This window comes from Thalassotalea crassostreae (assembly GCF_001831495.1).
Taxonomy (GTDB): domain Bacteria; phylum Pseudomonadota; class Gammaproteobacteria; order Enterobacterales; family Alteromonadaceae; genus Thalassotalea_A; species Thalassotalea_A crassostreae.
On sequence record NZ_CP017689.1, the window covers coordinates 908028 to 922626 of the forward strand.

General features: G+C 38.8%; 15 protein-coding genes. 10 read left to right on the forward strand and 5 right to left on the reverse strand.

Annotated elements, in window-relative coordinates; translation table 11 throughout:
- Position 1 precedes the first annotated feature (1 nt).
- The 5 genes from LT090_RS04060 to LT090_RS04080 form a co-directional block, all read right to left on the reverse strand.
- Positions 2 to 1555 carry an AmpG family muropeptide MFS transporter gene (locus LT090_RS04060; RefSeq protein ID WP_068546074.1) on the reverse strand — a complete coding sequence of 518 codons (1554 nt, stop codon included), beginning with the start codon at positions 1553 to 1555 and terminating at the stop codon, positions 2 to 4.
- Between the two features lie 261 nt (positions 1556 to 1816).
- Positions 1817 to 2143: a hypothetical protein gene (locus tag LT090_RS04065; RefSeq protein ID WP_068546073.1), complete on the reverse strand. Its 327-nt coding sequence runs from the start codon at positions 2141 to 2143 to the stop codon at positions 1817 to 1819.
- 222 nt (positions 2144 to 2365) lie between these two features.
- Positions 2366 to 2974 (reverse strand): peptidylprolyl isomerase, encoded by a 609-nt coding sequence (locus LT090_RS04070; protein ID WP_068546072.1) that lies wholly within the window; start codon positions 2972 to 2974, stop codon positions 2366 to 2368.
- A gap of 4 nt (positions 2975 to 2978) precedes the next feature.
- A complete protein-coding gene (locus tag LT090_RS04075) occupies positions 2979 to 3545 on the reverse strand; it encodes a YajG family lipoprotein (protein WP_068546071.1) in 567 nt (188 codons plus the stop codon).
- A complete protein-coding gene (locus LT090_RS04080; protein WP_068546070.1) occupies positions 3545 to 4696 on the reverse strand; it encodes a methyltransferase in 1152 nt (383 codons plus the stop codon). The genes LT090_RS04075 and LT090_RS04080 overlap by 1 nt, the downstream gene beginning before the upstream one ends.
- A gap of 66 nt (positions 4697 to 4762) precedes the next feature.
- Here LT090_RS04080 and LT090_RS04085 point away from each other — a divergent pair, with 66 nt between their 5' ends.
- From LT090_RS04085 to LT090_RS04130, 10 genes are all read left to right on the forward strand, one after another.
- Positions 4763 to 5398, forward strand: a complete 636-nt coding sequence (locus tag LT090_RS04085) for an alpha-ketoglutarate-dependent dioxygenase AlkB family protein (RefSeq protein ID WP_068546069.1) — start codon at positions 4763 to 4765, stop codon at positions 5396 to 5398.
- A gap of 13 nt (positions 5399 to 5411) precedes the next feature.
- The gene (bolA, locus tag LT090_RS04090; RefSeq protein WP_068546159.1) at positions 5412 to 5720 is read left to right on the forward strand and encodes a transcriptional regulator BolA; all 309 of its coding nucleotides are present in this window, start codon (positions 5412 to 5414) and stop codon (positions 5718 to 5720) included.
- A 68-nt stretch (positions 5721 to 5788) separates the two neighbouring features.
- The gene (locus LT090_RS04095; RefSeq protein ID WP_068546068.1) at positions 5789 to 6316 is read left to right on the forward strand and encodes a TRAP transporter small permease subunit; all 528 of its coding nucleotides are present in this window, start codon (positions 5789 to 5791) and stop codon (positions 6314 to 6316) included.
- Positions 6316 to 7686: a TRAP transporter large permease gene (locus LT090_RS04100; protein WP_068546067.1), complete on the forward strand. Its 1371-nt coding sequence runs from the start codon at positions 6316 to 6318 to the stop codon at positions 7684 to 7686. The genes LT090_RS04095 and LT090_RS04100 overlap by 1 nt, the downstream gene beginning before the upstream one ends.
- A 120-nt stretch (positions 7687 to 7806) precedes the next feature.
- Positions 7807 to 8901 (forward strand): TRAP transporter substrate-binding protein, encoded by a 1095-nt coding sequence (locus LT090_RS04105; protein WP_332452286.1) that lies wholly within the window; start codon positions 7807 to 7809, stop codon positions 8899 to 8901.
- A gap of 212 nt (positions 8902 to 9113) precedes the next feature.
- Positions 9114 to 10304 carry an enoyl-ACP reductase FabV gene (gene fabV / locus LT090_RS04110; RefSeq protein ID WP_068546066.1) on the forward strand — a complete coding sequence of 397 codons (1191 nt, stop codon included), beginning with the start codon at positions 9114 to 9116 and terminating at the stop codon, positions 10302 to 10304.
- Positions 10305 to 10666: 362 nt separating this feature from the next.
- Positions 10667 to 12001: a Na(+)-translocating NADH-quinone reductase subunit A gene (locus LT090_RS04115; RefSeq protein ID WP_068546065.1), complete on the forward strand. Its 1335-nt coding sequence runs from the start codon at positions 10667 to 10669 to the stop codon at positions 11999 to 12001.
- Positions 12002 to 12003: 2 nt separating this feature from the next.
- Positions 12004 to 13203, forward strand: coding sequence for an NADH:ubiquinone reductase (Na(+)-transporting) subunit B (locus LT090_RS04120; protein WP_068546064.1), 1200 nt, complete (start codon positions 12004 to 12006; stop codon positions 13201 to 13203).
- The gene (locus LT090_RS04125) at positions 13196 to 13969 is read left to right on the forward strand and encodes a Na(+)-translocating NADH-quinone reductase subunit C (RefSeq protein WP_068546063.1); all 774 of its coding nucleotides are present in this window, start codon (positions 13196 to 13198) and stop codon (positions 13967 to 13969) included. Before LT090_RS04120 ends, LT090_RS04125 begins: the two co-directional genes overlap by 8 nt.
- Positions 13969 to 14595: an NADH:ubiquinone reductase (Na(+)-transporting) subunit D gene (locus LT090_RS04130; RefSeq protein ID WP_068546062.1), complete on the forward strand. Its 627-nt coding sequence runs from the start codon at positions 13969 to 13971 to the stop codon at positions 14593 to 14595. Before LT090_RS04125 ends, LT090_RS04130 begins: the two co-directional genes overlap by 1 nt.
- Positions 14596 to 14599: the final 4 nt, after the last annotated feature.

Below are 14599 nucleotides of genomic sequence, written 5' to 3' on the forward strand. Positions count from 1 at the left end.
GTTAGGTTTGACGCAGTTTTAGTTGTTTGTTGGCCAGATAAACTAATATCAAAATTGGCAAGCCAATCGCCGAAGCGATTATGAAAAACGGTACATAACCTAAACTGTCGACAATACTTCCAGAATAACCCGCTAATGCTTTTGGGATCAGCGTCATTAATGATGAAAATATCGCATACTGCATTGCGGTAAATTTGACGTTTACTAAACTAGAAAGGAAAGCCACAAATGCTGCACTTGAGATGCCAGCAACTAAATTATCCATGGAAACGACAGCATATAATACTGGTAAGTTGTGGCCTGAATAGACTAGGGTAATAAACAATAAATTAGTTACAACAACAAGAAAAGCTCCGATAAACAAAACTCGCATAACGCCGAGTTTCATTGATAAAATTCCACCAACAAAACCACCGAACAATGTCATTATCAAACCGAATAATTTAACCGCGTCAGCGATTTCAGTTTTGCTATAGCCCATATCCTGATAGAAAACATTCGAAATTACACCTAATACAATATCACTAATACGATATAGACCGATTAAGGCTAACAGCAATAATGCGGTAGATTTACTGTAATCGTTAAAAAACTGTTTGATTGGTGCAAGGTAACTTTGATCAATTAGTTCGTTACTGACAAAGCGAGTTTTACTGGTTAATTTAGCGGCGACAATTGCGATAAAAATACCAACAAACAGACGAACTAATTCAACTAAAAATGCGGATAAATTTTTACTGTACACAATGTCCGTTAGGAAGTCTTTAACATGAATACTGATGTCCGACGTAAAGACAAACCAAGTAATGAAGACGAACACAGAGATCGCAAATGTAAATACTAAACCTAGGTATTCATTGGCTTTGTATGTAAGTTTTTTATCTCGAATATCAGGCTCTTTGATTAAAAATGTTGCGATAATGCCGATAAGCATAAATAGAGACATGAAGTGATAGGTATTTTTCCACGCTAAATATTGATAATTATCTGGCGTGGTGCCAAAAAAACTTGCTAAATATAATGCCCCCGCACCTGAAACGATCATACCTAAGCGATAACCGGCGATATAACTTGAACTTACCAAGGCTTGCATATTAACCGATACAGACTCAACTCGATAGGCATCGATAGAAATATCTTGAGTTGCTGAGCTAAAACCAAGTAAAACTGCGCCCAACGCCATAAATATTAACTGATCTTCTACTGCCGGATTGGTAAATGCCATAATAGAAATTGCCAGTACAATGGATAATTGCGATACCAATAACCACGAGCGTCGTAGACCCAACTTTTTGGTCAGTAGTGGAATTGGCAAACAGTCGACCAATGGAGCCCAAACAAACTTAAACGAATAACCAAGAGCAGCCCAACTAAAATAGGTCACTGCCGATTTTTCTATGCCAGCTTCGCCTAACCACAATGACAAAGATGAGAATATTAATAACAAGGGCAGGCCGGCCGAAAATCCTAGCAACAGCATATAAAGCACCTGTTTGTTAAGGATTGCTTCTAGGCTTTCTTTCCAACTGTGTTGAATGTTTATTTTATTTAGCATCAGGTCTCTTATAAACGCCGTTAATCTTTTATAAGGCGTTGCTTTATTATTTCATTCTAACGATTTAAGAAGAAAAATCATTCCTTATTTTCAATTCAAATAAATTAAAATTTGAGTTGCTTACAAATGAATCAATTTCTCAATATAACTCGAGTATTCGCAGGGGGGAGCGGATGTCATAGTCGATGATTAGAATTTATAAAACGAAACAAAATGATTGTTGAAGTATTGTTCGATATTGGAGCGAAAGTGTTTGGAAAATTACACTGGTCTCCAGCCAATACAATTAATGGGGTAACTGCCTTTTCCTTGCAAGAAGTCCATGCATGTTTCTATCTCACTGGCCAAGTATAAGTTTTTTTCTACCTCGTTTAGAGAGCCAAGTTTTAATTCGTGCATTAAGTGCCAAAACACACGTTCTTTTGCGCTGTTTGGGGTTTCTTCGGTGATGTTAAGTTGTGCCCATTCCTCAAAACAATCCCATATAAACTTATCAACTTCGGTATGGTGTACCGAATGTTTTAATAACGCATTTAAGTAATACACTAACTGCGAAATTTTATCGTTGATAAAATTATCTATATGCAAAACGACCTCTGATTTAGTGACGATCAAAATAAACCCTACTTTACTAAGACTAGGTTAGTACTTTGAATAGGTCTAATTATTATTATTAACTAAAAGTTTAATTGTAATTAATAGCTCAAATGTACAATTATTCAAGAAAACAAAATAATCGCTAAAGGCAGAGTATAAATGGTCTATTTTTGTGGAAGTTATCGTTAATCCAAGAGCGGATTAAAGATTGTGTTATTGGTGAATGTAGTCGCTAGGCATTAATGTGGCTTTGACAAGAACAATTGGCTCTACAGGCACGTCTTCCCAACCTTGGCCTTCATGAAAATCCGTTTTAGCCACAGCCATCTTTTCTAGAACCTCTTCGCCGAAGGTAATGCTGCCAAATACGGTGTACCCCCAGTTTCGTCCGGGATCTAAATTAGTATTTTCACCGGCATTAAAATAAAACTGTCTGGTTGAACTATGAGGGTCATTTTCTCGAGCCATGGCGATAGTGCCAAAACTATTTTTTAGACCATTACCTGATTCATTAATAATAGGTTCGCCAACTTTTCGTGGAATAAAGTTGGCATCATAGCCCCCACCTTGAACAACAAAGTCTTCAACGACGCGATGAAAAATGGTGTTGTTGTATTGGCCAGAGATCACATAATGAAGAAAATTATTAACCGCGATTGGCGCTTTTACTCGATCAAGCTCAACAATGATCACCCCCATTGAGGTTTCCATCTTAATTTGTGGGTATAGATTATTGGGATCAATAACTTTCTGTTTCGCTGCAAAACTACTAATACTGATCAAGTTCAGAACCGTAAATATAATTGCAATGAAAGTTCTCATTGATTTAGCCCTTAATAAATTCTTGCAGTTGTTGATCGGTTAATACTTTTGAAATCAATTTTGATAATTGTCGATTAAAGTCAATTTGTAAATCTTCTATATCGGCGTCAAATGCACCGCGGCTTGTTGCTCGTTGAGTAAACGTTTTACTCATAGTTTGAGAGATAGTATCAACTTTTACCTTGAGTTTAATAATGGTATTAGCTCGGTAATCAAGTACGTCTTGGTTGACATAAGTGCGCGCTCGTTCCACTAAAAGTTGCAGTTTAATGTTTGAATCATTACTAACTTTTAGTCCTTGGGACGCTAATTCTTCCGAAAACTCTGTGTTTAGTACACTTTGCAATGAAGAGTCTGCGTCTATCATGGTACTAGGTTTCTCGATACCAAGTACTTCGACAACATGATTCGTGCTGCGCAAATCGCTAACCACTAATTTAGCGGAATGATCTTTATACACTTTACCTTGCATATTGGTTACATTAGGTTGCAATACAATAGTCTCTGGCTTGCTTGCACAACCCGATATTACTGATAACGCAATCATTGTCGCAAAAATCTTATTATTCATTATTTCTTCGCTGATAAAATGACAAACTTCTTATTACTAGCAATTGTTTTACAATTACCAAATAGGCGCTGTAACTTTACATGATATGCAAGCTGCCTGTTGCCTATTATCCTTAATTCTCCACCATTTTTCAAAGTTTTATAACTCTGCTTGAACATTTGCCACGCAATATGGTCGGTAACTGCTTGTTGTTGATGAAATGGAGGATTACAAAGCACCAAATCGAAACTTTCATCGTCAACATCGGTTAAACAATCATTGACTCGAAACTGACAATCAGACAACTGTTCAGGTAAATTAGTTTCAATATTTTTTTGACAGCTTTTTATCGCCATGTAGGACTCATCATAAAACTGCATTTCAATGCTAGGGTTTTTAGCAAGCATAGTTAAACCTACTACCCCATTACCACAGCCCAGGTCGGCAACGACAGAGTCTCGATTTACTTTGGGTAAATGCTCCATCAAAAAGCCGCCGCCAATATCTAAGCTATCCCGCGAAAATACATTGGCCATATTACGAATTAAAAAGTCTGGTACGCCGAAACGTTTTCCATCGAGTGTCCAAGTTTTGTATTCATTAGGCGAGGTGGCTTTTGATGGATCAAGTTTACTGAAAATTAATCTCGCTTTTTTTACTGCTAATGAGGTTTTTGTTTCGCCTAAGTGTTTTTCAAATAATTTTAATGTTGAAGTGTGAATATCTTTAGCCCGAGCACTGGCAATAATCAGTGTTGCTTCGGTCGCTATTTTTCGAATTTGTTGTAATTGATACTCTAGAAAAGCATTACTCTTTGGCAATTTGAGCAGCACAATGTCGACTGGGCTTTCCAATTGTGCAGTCGATTCAGTAAGAACGACATTCTCCATTGGAATAAAATTGTTTTGCATATTGTGCTTTATACCCATATGCGAAATATAAGAGTCATTGCAAAGCTGAACATTGTATTCATATAAGTTCAGCGCTAAAGCGCCGAAACTGTCGTTAAATACTGCAATTTTGCTGCCATCATTCAAAACATCGTTTTCTCTTAAATGTTTAATGATTAATTCATCGGCAGCATCCCATGCTTGTAAAGAACGGTTTACTTGCGCCAACGGATAGCGATCGAGAATTAATGGCTCATCGTGATGTAAAAAAGGACTTTGCATGTTTTATCTTTAACTAGGATACTTACTTTTATTGTCGCAAAAACCGAATACCAATTCCATTGATTAATGACAGATCTTTTTAGTAACGAAGAAGTCGTGCTATGCAACGGCGATGTAGTATATTTAGCTGACTTTTATAGTGAAGTGAAAGCGGCCGGTTTATACCAGAAATTTAACCATCAACTTGCTTGGCGACAAGAAAGTATTGTGTTGTATGGAAAGAAAGTATTAAGTCCTAGACTACAAGCTTGGTACGGTGATAAACAAGCTGAGTATACATATTCAGGGTTAACCATGACGCCATTACCTTGGCATATTGAGTTGTTGAATATTAAAAATGATATTCAACAATACAGCGGCGGCAGTTTTAACTCGGTCTTGGCGAACTACTATCGAGACGGAAATGATTCAATGGGCTGGCATAGTGACGATGAGACAGAGCTTGGTGTTCAGCCGCTAATAGCCTCTTTAACCCTAGGGCAAACCCGAAAATTTGTGTTAAAACATAAAACTAGTGGTGAAAAACTGCAATTAAATTTACAATCAGGGAGCTTACTATTGATGAGTGGTCAGTTACAAAGTAACTGGCAACACTGTTTACCGAAGACCAAAAAAATAGTAGCGGGTCGAATAAATTTAACCTATCGCCAAATCAACGCAGATGAAACTAACGCAAATAATGCGAACGCTACCAATACTTAAACGAGATAAAGAAATGTCAGTTGCAGATATAATTGAACAAAAATTAAAAGATGAATTTTCACCTATACACCTTGAAGTAATCAATGAAAGCTTTATGCATAACGTGCCGGAAGGTAGTGAATCCCATTTCAAAGTGGTTGTAGTAAGCGAAAAATTTGATGGTTTACGTTTATTGCCGCGCCATCGCATGATTAACGAGGTGCTGGCGGACGAATTAGCAAACAGCATTCATGCACTTGCGATGCACACTTATACTGAGAAACAATGGTTAGAAATTCAAAATGCCCCGCAATCACCCAACTGCATGGGCGGCGGGAAATAATATTCCATCGATGTTGATTTTCTGCTATTTATAGTGGTCATTGAAACTTATTATAATAATTACACTTCATGCTAAACACCTATTTGAATAACCTGGTTAAGGTTATTGACTCAATTACAGAATTTACCGGCAAAGCGATTGCTTGGTTAACATTGCTAATTGTAATCACAACATTTGCGATTGTTCTGCTGCGCTATGGATTTAGCTTGGGGTGGATCGCCATGCAAGAATCTGTGATCTATGCTCACGGTGCAATATTTATGTTAGGCGCAGCCTACACACTCAAACATGATGGCCATGTGCGTGTTGATATTTTCTATCAAAAGTTCTCCGCAAAACAAAAAGCATTAGTGAATTTATTTGGTACCTTATTTTTATTGATGCCGGTTTGTCTTTTTATTTTCTACGTGAGCATCGATTACGTGTTATTGAGTTGGGAAATATTAGAAAAATCAAAAGAGCCGGGCGGCCTGCCTGCAGTATATTTGAATAAGTCACTTATTTTATTATTGGTGATCACATTAATTTTGCAAGGTGTAGCAGAAATCGCTCGAAACATATTGATAATTAACACTAATTCGCAAGGGGAAGGATAATGGAATACCTCGCGTTGTTAATGTTTGTCTGCATTTGTTTTGTGTTATTACTTGGTTATTCTGTTGCCTTTTCTTTAGCTGGAACGGCACTTATTTTCGCCGGCGTTGCGACTATGCTTGGCTATTTTGATAGTTCTTATTTATCAGCGCTGCCGTCACGTTATTACGGTATTTTGAATAATCAAACCTTGCTAGCAGTACCGCTGTTTATTTTTATGGGCGGCGTTCTTGAAAAAGCAAAAATCGCTGAGAATCTACTGACTTCAATGGCACAATTGTTTGGTCGTGTACGCGGCGGTTTAGCGATTTCGGTAACCCTTGTTGGAATGTTATTAGCGGCAAGCACCGGTATCGTTGGTGCGACCGTAGTGACTATGGGGTTATTGTCATTACCAACAATGATCAAACGTGGCTATGATGCATCATTTTCGACTGGAATTATCTGTGCAACGGGTACATTAGGACAAATCATTCCGCCATCTATCGCTCTGGTTTTACTTGGTGACGTGCTGTCTAATTCTTATCAATTAGCGCAGCTTAAATTGGGTAACTTCAATCCTGATACGGTAAGCGTTGGTGATTTGTTTGCGGGCGCTGTAGTACCAGGGTTAATTTTAGTAGTGTTATACATTGCTTATTCAATGTATATGGCAGTTATGAACCCTGAAAAAGTACCACCTGCCAACGTTGACGAAGTCGAGCCTATGCACTGGTCAACACTAATAAAATCATTGCTACCACCGTTGATACTCATGACTGTTGTTTTAGGCTCTATTCTTGGCGGTTTTGCAACACCAACTGAAGCAGCGGGTGTTGGTGCATTTGGCGCGTTAGTATTAGCGCAGTTTAGTGGCCAATTATCGCTGACAAATCTCAAGTCGATCATGCAAAATACCTTGAAAATTACTTCTATGGTATTTTTAATATTGCTCGGTGCTAGTTTATTTTCACTGGTATTTAGAGGCTTAGGCGGTGAAGAAATAATCTTAAATTTCTTTGAACAATTGCCTGGCGGCGCAATAACCGCGACCATTATCGTTATGTTAGTGATATTTTTGCTCGGCTTTATACTAGACTTTATTGAGATCACCTTTGTTGTTGTGCCGATTGTCGCACCGATATTGTTAATGATGGATATAAACCCAATTTGGCTCGGTATAATGATTGCGGTGAATCTGCAAACGTCGTTCTTAACACCGCCATTTGGTTTCGCATTATTTTATTTACGCGGCGTTGCTGATAAAGCGATTAAAACGTCGCAAATATATAAAGGCGTTATACCATTTATTATCATACAGCTAATTTTACTTGTCGCTCTAGCGATATGGCCAGAGCTGGTCACTTGGTTACCAAATAAAATTTATGGTTAAATGTATTCGGTAAATTACTGAATATTAAAATGACAAAACTAATATAAGAACTAATACAAAAACAAATACAAAAACAAATACAAAAACTTACGTATCAAATGATTGGAACAATATAACAAAATGAACATGTTCAAAAAATTAGCATTAGTACTGGCATCATCAGCATTGTTGTTGACCGCTTGTGGTGAAAAAAAGGTAGAACAAAGTGGCGCTGCTAAATCACAAAAAACCTTTAAGTGGAAGCTGGTAACTACTTGGCCAAAAAACTTTCCGGGTTTAGGTGAAGCGCCAGAAGAGTTTGCCAAACATATTAATAAAATGAGTAACGGCCGTTTAACGGTGCAAGTCTTTGGTGCGGGTCAATTAGTACCAGGCTTTGAAGTGTTTGATACGGTTAAATCTGGAACCGCACAAATGGGCCATGGTGCAGCATATTATTGGACTGGAAAGATGAATGCAGCACCGTTTTTTACAGCAGTACCATTTGGTATGAATATGACTGAAACCAACGGTTGGCTATATTATGGTGGCGGTCTAGAATTATGGCAAAAGCTATACAAGCCATTTGGCTTAGTACCATTTCCAGGCGGTAATTCAGGTGCGCAGTTTGCCGGTTGGTTTAATAAAGAAATTAACTCTGTCGACGATCTACAAGGATTGAAGATGCGTATCGGTGGTATAGGCGGTGAAGCGTTTAAGAGAGCCGGCGGATTACCAGTGCAACTTCCTGGCGGAGAAATATTTTCTTCTTTGCAAAGCGGCGTTATCGATGCAACTGAGTGGGTAGGACCTCACAATGATTTAGCCTTTGGCTTTTATAAGACCACCAAATATTATTACTCAACGGTTTGGCAAGAACCAAGTGCAACCCTTGAGTTCATCGTCAACGAGCAAGCATTAAATGAATTGCCTGACGATTTACGAGAAATGGTTGTTATTGCAATGCGTGCGGTCAATGACGATATGATCAACAAATACACAGCTCGTAGTCCAAGTGCGTTAATCACATTAGTGGAAAAGCATGACGTACAAGTTAAGCAATTCCCTAGAGATGTAATCGAAAAATTAAAGGCAACGACTGCTGAAGTTATCAATGAGAAAGCGGCAAATGATCCAGTAGTGAAAGAAATTTGGGATTCATACAAAGCGTTTTATGATCAAGTTAAGGTATATCATCAAGTAACGGATCATACCTATTTCGAAAATCGAAAATAACTAGTCTCGCCAATTTAGCGATTCTAATATTTAAACAGCTAACTGACACAGATAACTGATAACTAATCAATTATCTGTGTTTTTTTTGAAAAAAAACGGCTGCTCTGACCTCATCAAGCTAATTATTAGGTACAATAGCGGCAGATTTATTTTAAAAGTATTTGAATGATTCATTCAGATGCAACTATATAATTGAAAATTAAGGTTTTATTATGGTTATCAAGCCAAAAGTTCGTGGTTTTATTTGTACAAACGCTCACCCAACTGGTTGTGCTCAACACGTTAAAGAACAGATTGATTACGTTAAATCGCAACCTCAATCTGATAACAAACCAAAGAAAGTGTTAGTGATTGGTGCTTCAACTGGTTACGGTTTAGCGTCTCGAATTACTGCTACATTTGGTAACGGTGCAAGTACATTAGGTGTATTTTTCGAAAAAGAACCTACTGAAAAACGTACAGGCTCTGCTGGTTGGTACAATACTGCTGCATTTCAAACTGCTGCAGATGAAGCTGGTATCTATTCTAAGAACATCAATGGCGATGCCTTTTCAAATGAAATCAAGGCACAAGTTATTGAGACAATTAAAGAAGACTTAGGTCAAGTTGATTTAGTTGTTTACTCTTTGGCTTCTCCTCGTCGTACTGATCCAAACACTGGTGAAGTTTACGCATCGGCACTTAAGCCAATTGGTAACGGTTTTACAACTAAAAGCTTAAACACGTCTAAGCGTGTTATTGAAGAAGTAGCGGTTGAACCTGCAACGGAAGAAGAAATTGCTGGCACCATTAAAGTAATGGGCGGCGAAGACTGGGAACTTTGGATGAATGCACTAAGTGAAGCTGGTGTTCTTGCCGAAGGCGTTAAAACGGTTGCATACACCTACATTGGTAAGAAGTTAACTTGGCCATTATACGGCAAAGCTACAATTGGCCGCGCTAAAGAAGACTTAGATCGTGCTGCAACTGAGATCCGCAAAGTTACTAGCGATATCAATGGTGAAGCATTTGTTACTTCATTAAACGCTGTTGTAACTCAAGCAAGTTCTGCGATTCCAATTATGCCGTTATACATCTCTTCAATGTTCAAAGTGATGAAAGACGACGGTACTCATGAAAATCCAATTCACCAGATCCAAGGTCTGTTCCGTGACAACTTGTACAGTGCCGATCGTGATCTAGATGAACATAATCGTATTATGCAAAACTTGAAAGAACTTGAAGATAGTGTTCAAGATAGAGTTCAACAAATTTGGGATCAAACTCAAACAGAAACTATTGATGAATTAACTGACTATGAAGGTTATAACCACGAGTTCCTGAAGTTGTTTGGCTTTGAGGTTGACGGTGTTGATTATGATGCTGATGTGAGTCCTTTAGCGAACATTAACAACTTAGTTTAAATTTATTTACAAAAGTGCCAAATAGACAATTTAAAAGTCTATTTGGCACTTTTTTATGCCCTCTGTTAGACCAAAGTATCAGCTCTTTTCTTCTCTTCTTAGTTATTGATTTATAAGTATTTAAAAATTTTCTTATGAATTAAAATTCTAAATACAGCTAATTTGTTATTAAATGTGATCCTTTCCATAGAAATACCCCCTGTTTTTGTGGTAATATTCGCGCCTGAAAATTTTGGAAATTATGTTGGTACAATTATTGAACGTTTTTATGTTCGATATGAGTTTGCCAGCTAACACAGGTCAAGTGACGCTAATGGCGAATAATCTTGGCTTAAACTCTCGTTAAAGTAGTGCATGTGTTTATGATTACAATAAAAAAAGGTCTGGATATTCCTGTAACAGGTGTTCCCCAGCAAGTAATCCATGATGGTGCGACCATCAATACCGTTGCGACACTAGGTGAAGAGTATGTGGGTATGCGCCCAACCATGTTTGTAAAAGCAGGTGACAGCGTTAAAAAAGGTCAGGCACTTTTTGAAGACAAAAAGAACCCTGGCGTTTTATTCACAGCCTCAGCAGCCGGTGTAGTAAAAGAAATTAACCGTGGTGAAAAGCGTGTTTTACAATCTGTTGTTATCGAAGTAAACGGTGACGAAGAAGAAACATTCAACGCTTATGCCGCTGACCAATTAGCGTCTTTACCTCGCGAAGATGTTGAAGCCAATCTAGTTAAATCTGGATTATGGACAGCGTTAAGAACTCGCCCATTCAGCAAGATACCTGCTTTAGGTAGCGTTGCCGCTGATATCTTTGTTTCTGCGATGGATACCAATCCATTAGCCGCAGATCCACAAGTTATCATTGCCGAAGATAGTGAAGCGTTTACGAATGGTTTAGCCGTTCTTGAAACGTTAACTTCAGGCAAGGTATTCGTATCAAAAGCGCCAGGTGCTGATATTCCAGCAGGTAACGCAACCGTTACTGAATTCGCTGGTAAGCATCCTGCAGGTCTTGTTGGTACACATATCCATTTCTTATCGCCGGTATCGGCTGAGAAAATGGTATGGCATCTTGGTTATCAAGACGTTATCGCATTTGGTAAATTATTTACCACAGGTAAAATAGATTCTAGCCGTGTTGTTTCTGTTGCAGGTCCTGCAGTGAAAGAGCCACGTTTAGTACGTACTGTATTAGGTGCGAAAGTTAGCGAAATTACCGCTAACGAACTAGCTGATGGCGAAGTGCGTACAGTTTCTGGTTCATTGTTAACTGGCCATTCTGCTCGCGGTGTGCACGACTACTTAGGTCGTTACAACGTTCAAGTAAGTGCATTACTTGAAGGTCGTGAAAAAGAATTTATCGGTTACATGTACCCAGGTCCTAACATGTTCTCTGTTACACGTGCATATATGTCGCACTTTTTCCGTAACAAGTTATTCAACATGACTACGACAACTAACGGTTCTTCTCGTGCGATGGTTCCAATTGGAAACTTTGAGCGCGTTATGCCGCTAGATATTTTACCTACCTTGTTATTACGTGACTTGTGTGCCGGCGATACTGACGGTGCTCAGCAACTAGGTGCATTAGAGCTAGACGAAGAAGATTTAGCGCTAAGTACTTTCGTATGTCCAGGTAAAACTGATTATGGCGTTATCCTTCGTGATTGCCTAACCACTATTGAAAAGGAAGGTTAGACATGGGCTTGAAAAAGTTTATTGAAGATATCGAGCCGCATTTTGAAAAAGGCGGTAAGCACGAGAAATGGTTCGCATTATACGAAGCCGTTGCTACAGGCTTATTTACTCCTGGTTATGTAACTAAGGGTAAAACTCATATCCGTGACAGCATTGATCTTAAACGTATTATGATCACTGTTTGGTTAGCAGTATTCCCTGCAATGTTCTTTGGTATGTACAACATCGGTTTCCAAGCGGTTGACGCTTTGGCTGCTGGTTTTGCTACACCTGATACATGGCAAACTGCTCTATTTAGCATGCTTGGCGGCACATTAACAGTTGATTCCGGCTGGTTTAGTATGATGCTATACGGCGCATGTTTCTTCCTACCTATCTATGCAACAGTATTTATTGTTGGTGGTTTCTGGGAAGTACTATTTGCTGCAGTACGTAAGCATGAAGTTAACGAAGGTTTCTTCGTATCATCTATTCTATTTGCTCTTATCCTTCCTGCAACTATCCCGTTATGGCAAGCAGCGCTTGGTATCACGTTTGGTATTGTAATCGCTAAAGAAATCTTTGGTGGTACTGGTAAGAACTTCTTGAACCCGGCATTAGCGGGTCGTGCATTCTTATTCTTCGCATACCCTGCAGAAATTTCAGGTGATGCAGTGTGGGTTGCAGTTGACGGCTTCTCTGGCGCTACACCATTGAGCGCAGCATTAGCTGGTACCGTTGATTACACAATCAACGCTGCTTGGTGGGATGCATTCTGGGGCTTCATTCCTGGTTCTGTTGGTGAAGTATCTACGTTCGCTATATTACTTGGTGGTGCATATATCCTTTATAAAGGTATCGCATCATGGCGCATCGTTTTAGGTGTGTTCGGTGGTATGGTTGCAATGTCTTTCTTATTCAACCAAATCGGTAGTGACACAAACGCTATGTTTGCTATGCCTTGGTACTGGCACTTAGTCGTTGGTGGTTTTGCTTTTGGTATGATGTTTATGGCAACAGACCCTGTTTCAGCATCATTTACAAACACCGGTAAATACTTCTTCGGTGCCTTAGTAGGTATCATGGTAGTACTTGTACGTGTTGTTAACCCTGCTTTCCCTGAAGGTATGATGTTAGCAATCCTTTTTGCCAACTTGTTTGCACCACTATTTGACTACTTCGTTGTTAAATCGAATGTGAAAAGGAGACTTGCTCGTGGCTAGTAAAAAAGAAAGTTTCTTAGGAACTGTAGGTTTCGTTGTTGCTGTTTGTTTAGTTTGTGCTGCATTAGTTTCTGTTTCTGCAGTAGGCCTAAAAGACAGACAAGTTGCCAACAAGTTACTAGATCAACAAACTAAGATTTTAGAAGCCGCAGGCCTACTAGAACTTGGTGAAAAAGATGGCATCGTTGCAACTTACAACCAGTTTGTTACTGCTAAAATGATCGACTTAAACACTGGTGAATACATTGAAGGTAACCCGGATATGTTTGAAGAACGTCGTGAAGCTCGCGATGTATCAAAATCAATTAAACCAGAAAATGATATTGCCGGTATTAACCGTCGTGCCAATAGCGCTGTTGTGTACCTAGTAAGAAATGGTGCAGGCACAATTGATACGATTATTTTACCAATCGTTGGTTCAGGTCTTTGGGATCTAATGTACGGCTTTATCGGTTTAGAAACTGACGCTAACACAGTTAAGTCAGTTATTTATTCTGATCATAAAGAAACTCCAGGCTTAGGTGCTGAAGTGTTAAACCCTAAGTGGAAAGCATTATGGCCAGGCAAAAAGATGTTCAATGACGAAGGTGAAATTGCTATTCGCATCGTTAAAGGCAACGCTAAAGCTGGTGATATCCACGATGTTGACGGTCTTTCTGGTGCGACATTAACAAGTGTTGGTGTTGAGAAAACTATCCACTTCTGGTTAGGCGAAGAGGGCTATGGTCCTTATATTGCTAACATTCGCGAAAAGGGGATTAACTAATGAGTGATGTAAGTACTAAAAAAGTATTAACGCAACCTATCGTTGATAATAACCCTATTGCTCTACAAGTACTTGGTATTTGTTCTGCACTAGCGGTTACTAGCTCAATGGCTAATGCATTGGTAATGACGTTAGCGGTTGTTTTTGTAACAGCATTCTCGAACTTATTTATTTCGATTATCCGTAATCACATACCATCTTCAGTACGTATCATCGTACAGATGGCAATCATTGCGTCACTAGTAATCGTAGTAGACCAAGTGCTAAAAGCATTCTCTTACCAGTTATCTAAAGAACTAGCCGTTTTTGTTGGCTTGATTATTACTAACTGTATTGTAATGGGGCGTGCTGAAGCATTTGCAATGAAAGAAAAGCCAGTTGTTAGCTTTATGGATGGTATCGGTAACGGTTTAGGTTACGGTTTCATCTTAATGACTGTTGCGTTTTTCCGTGAGTTATTTGGTTTTGGTACCTTATTTGGAATTGAAATCTTACCACTTGTTCAAAATGGTGGTTGGTATCAAGCAAACGGTCTTCTTGTACTACCGTTTAGTTCATTCTTCATCATCGGTTTAATTATCTGGGCAATTCGCCAGTTTAAACCTGAACAAGTAGAGAAGGATTAATTCA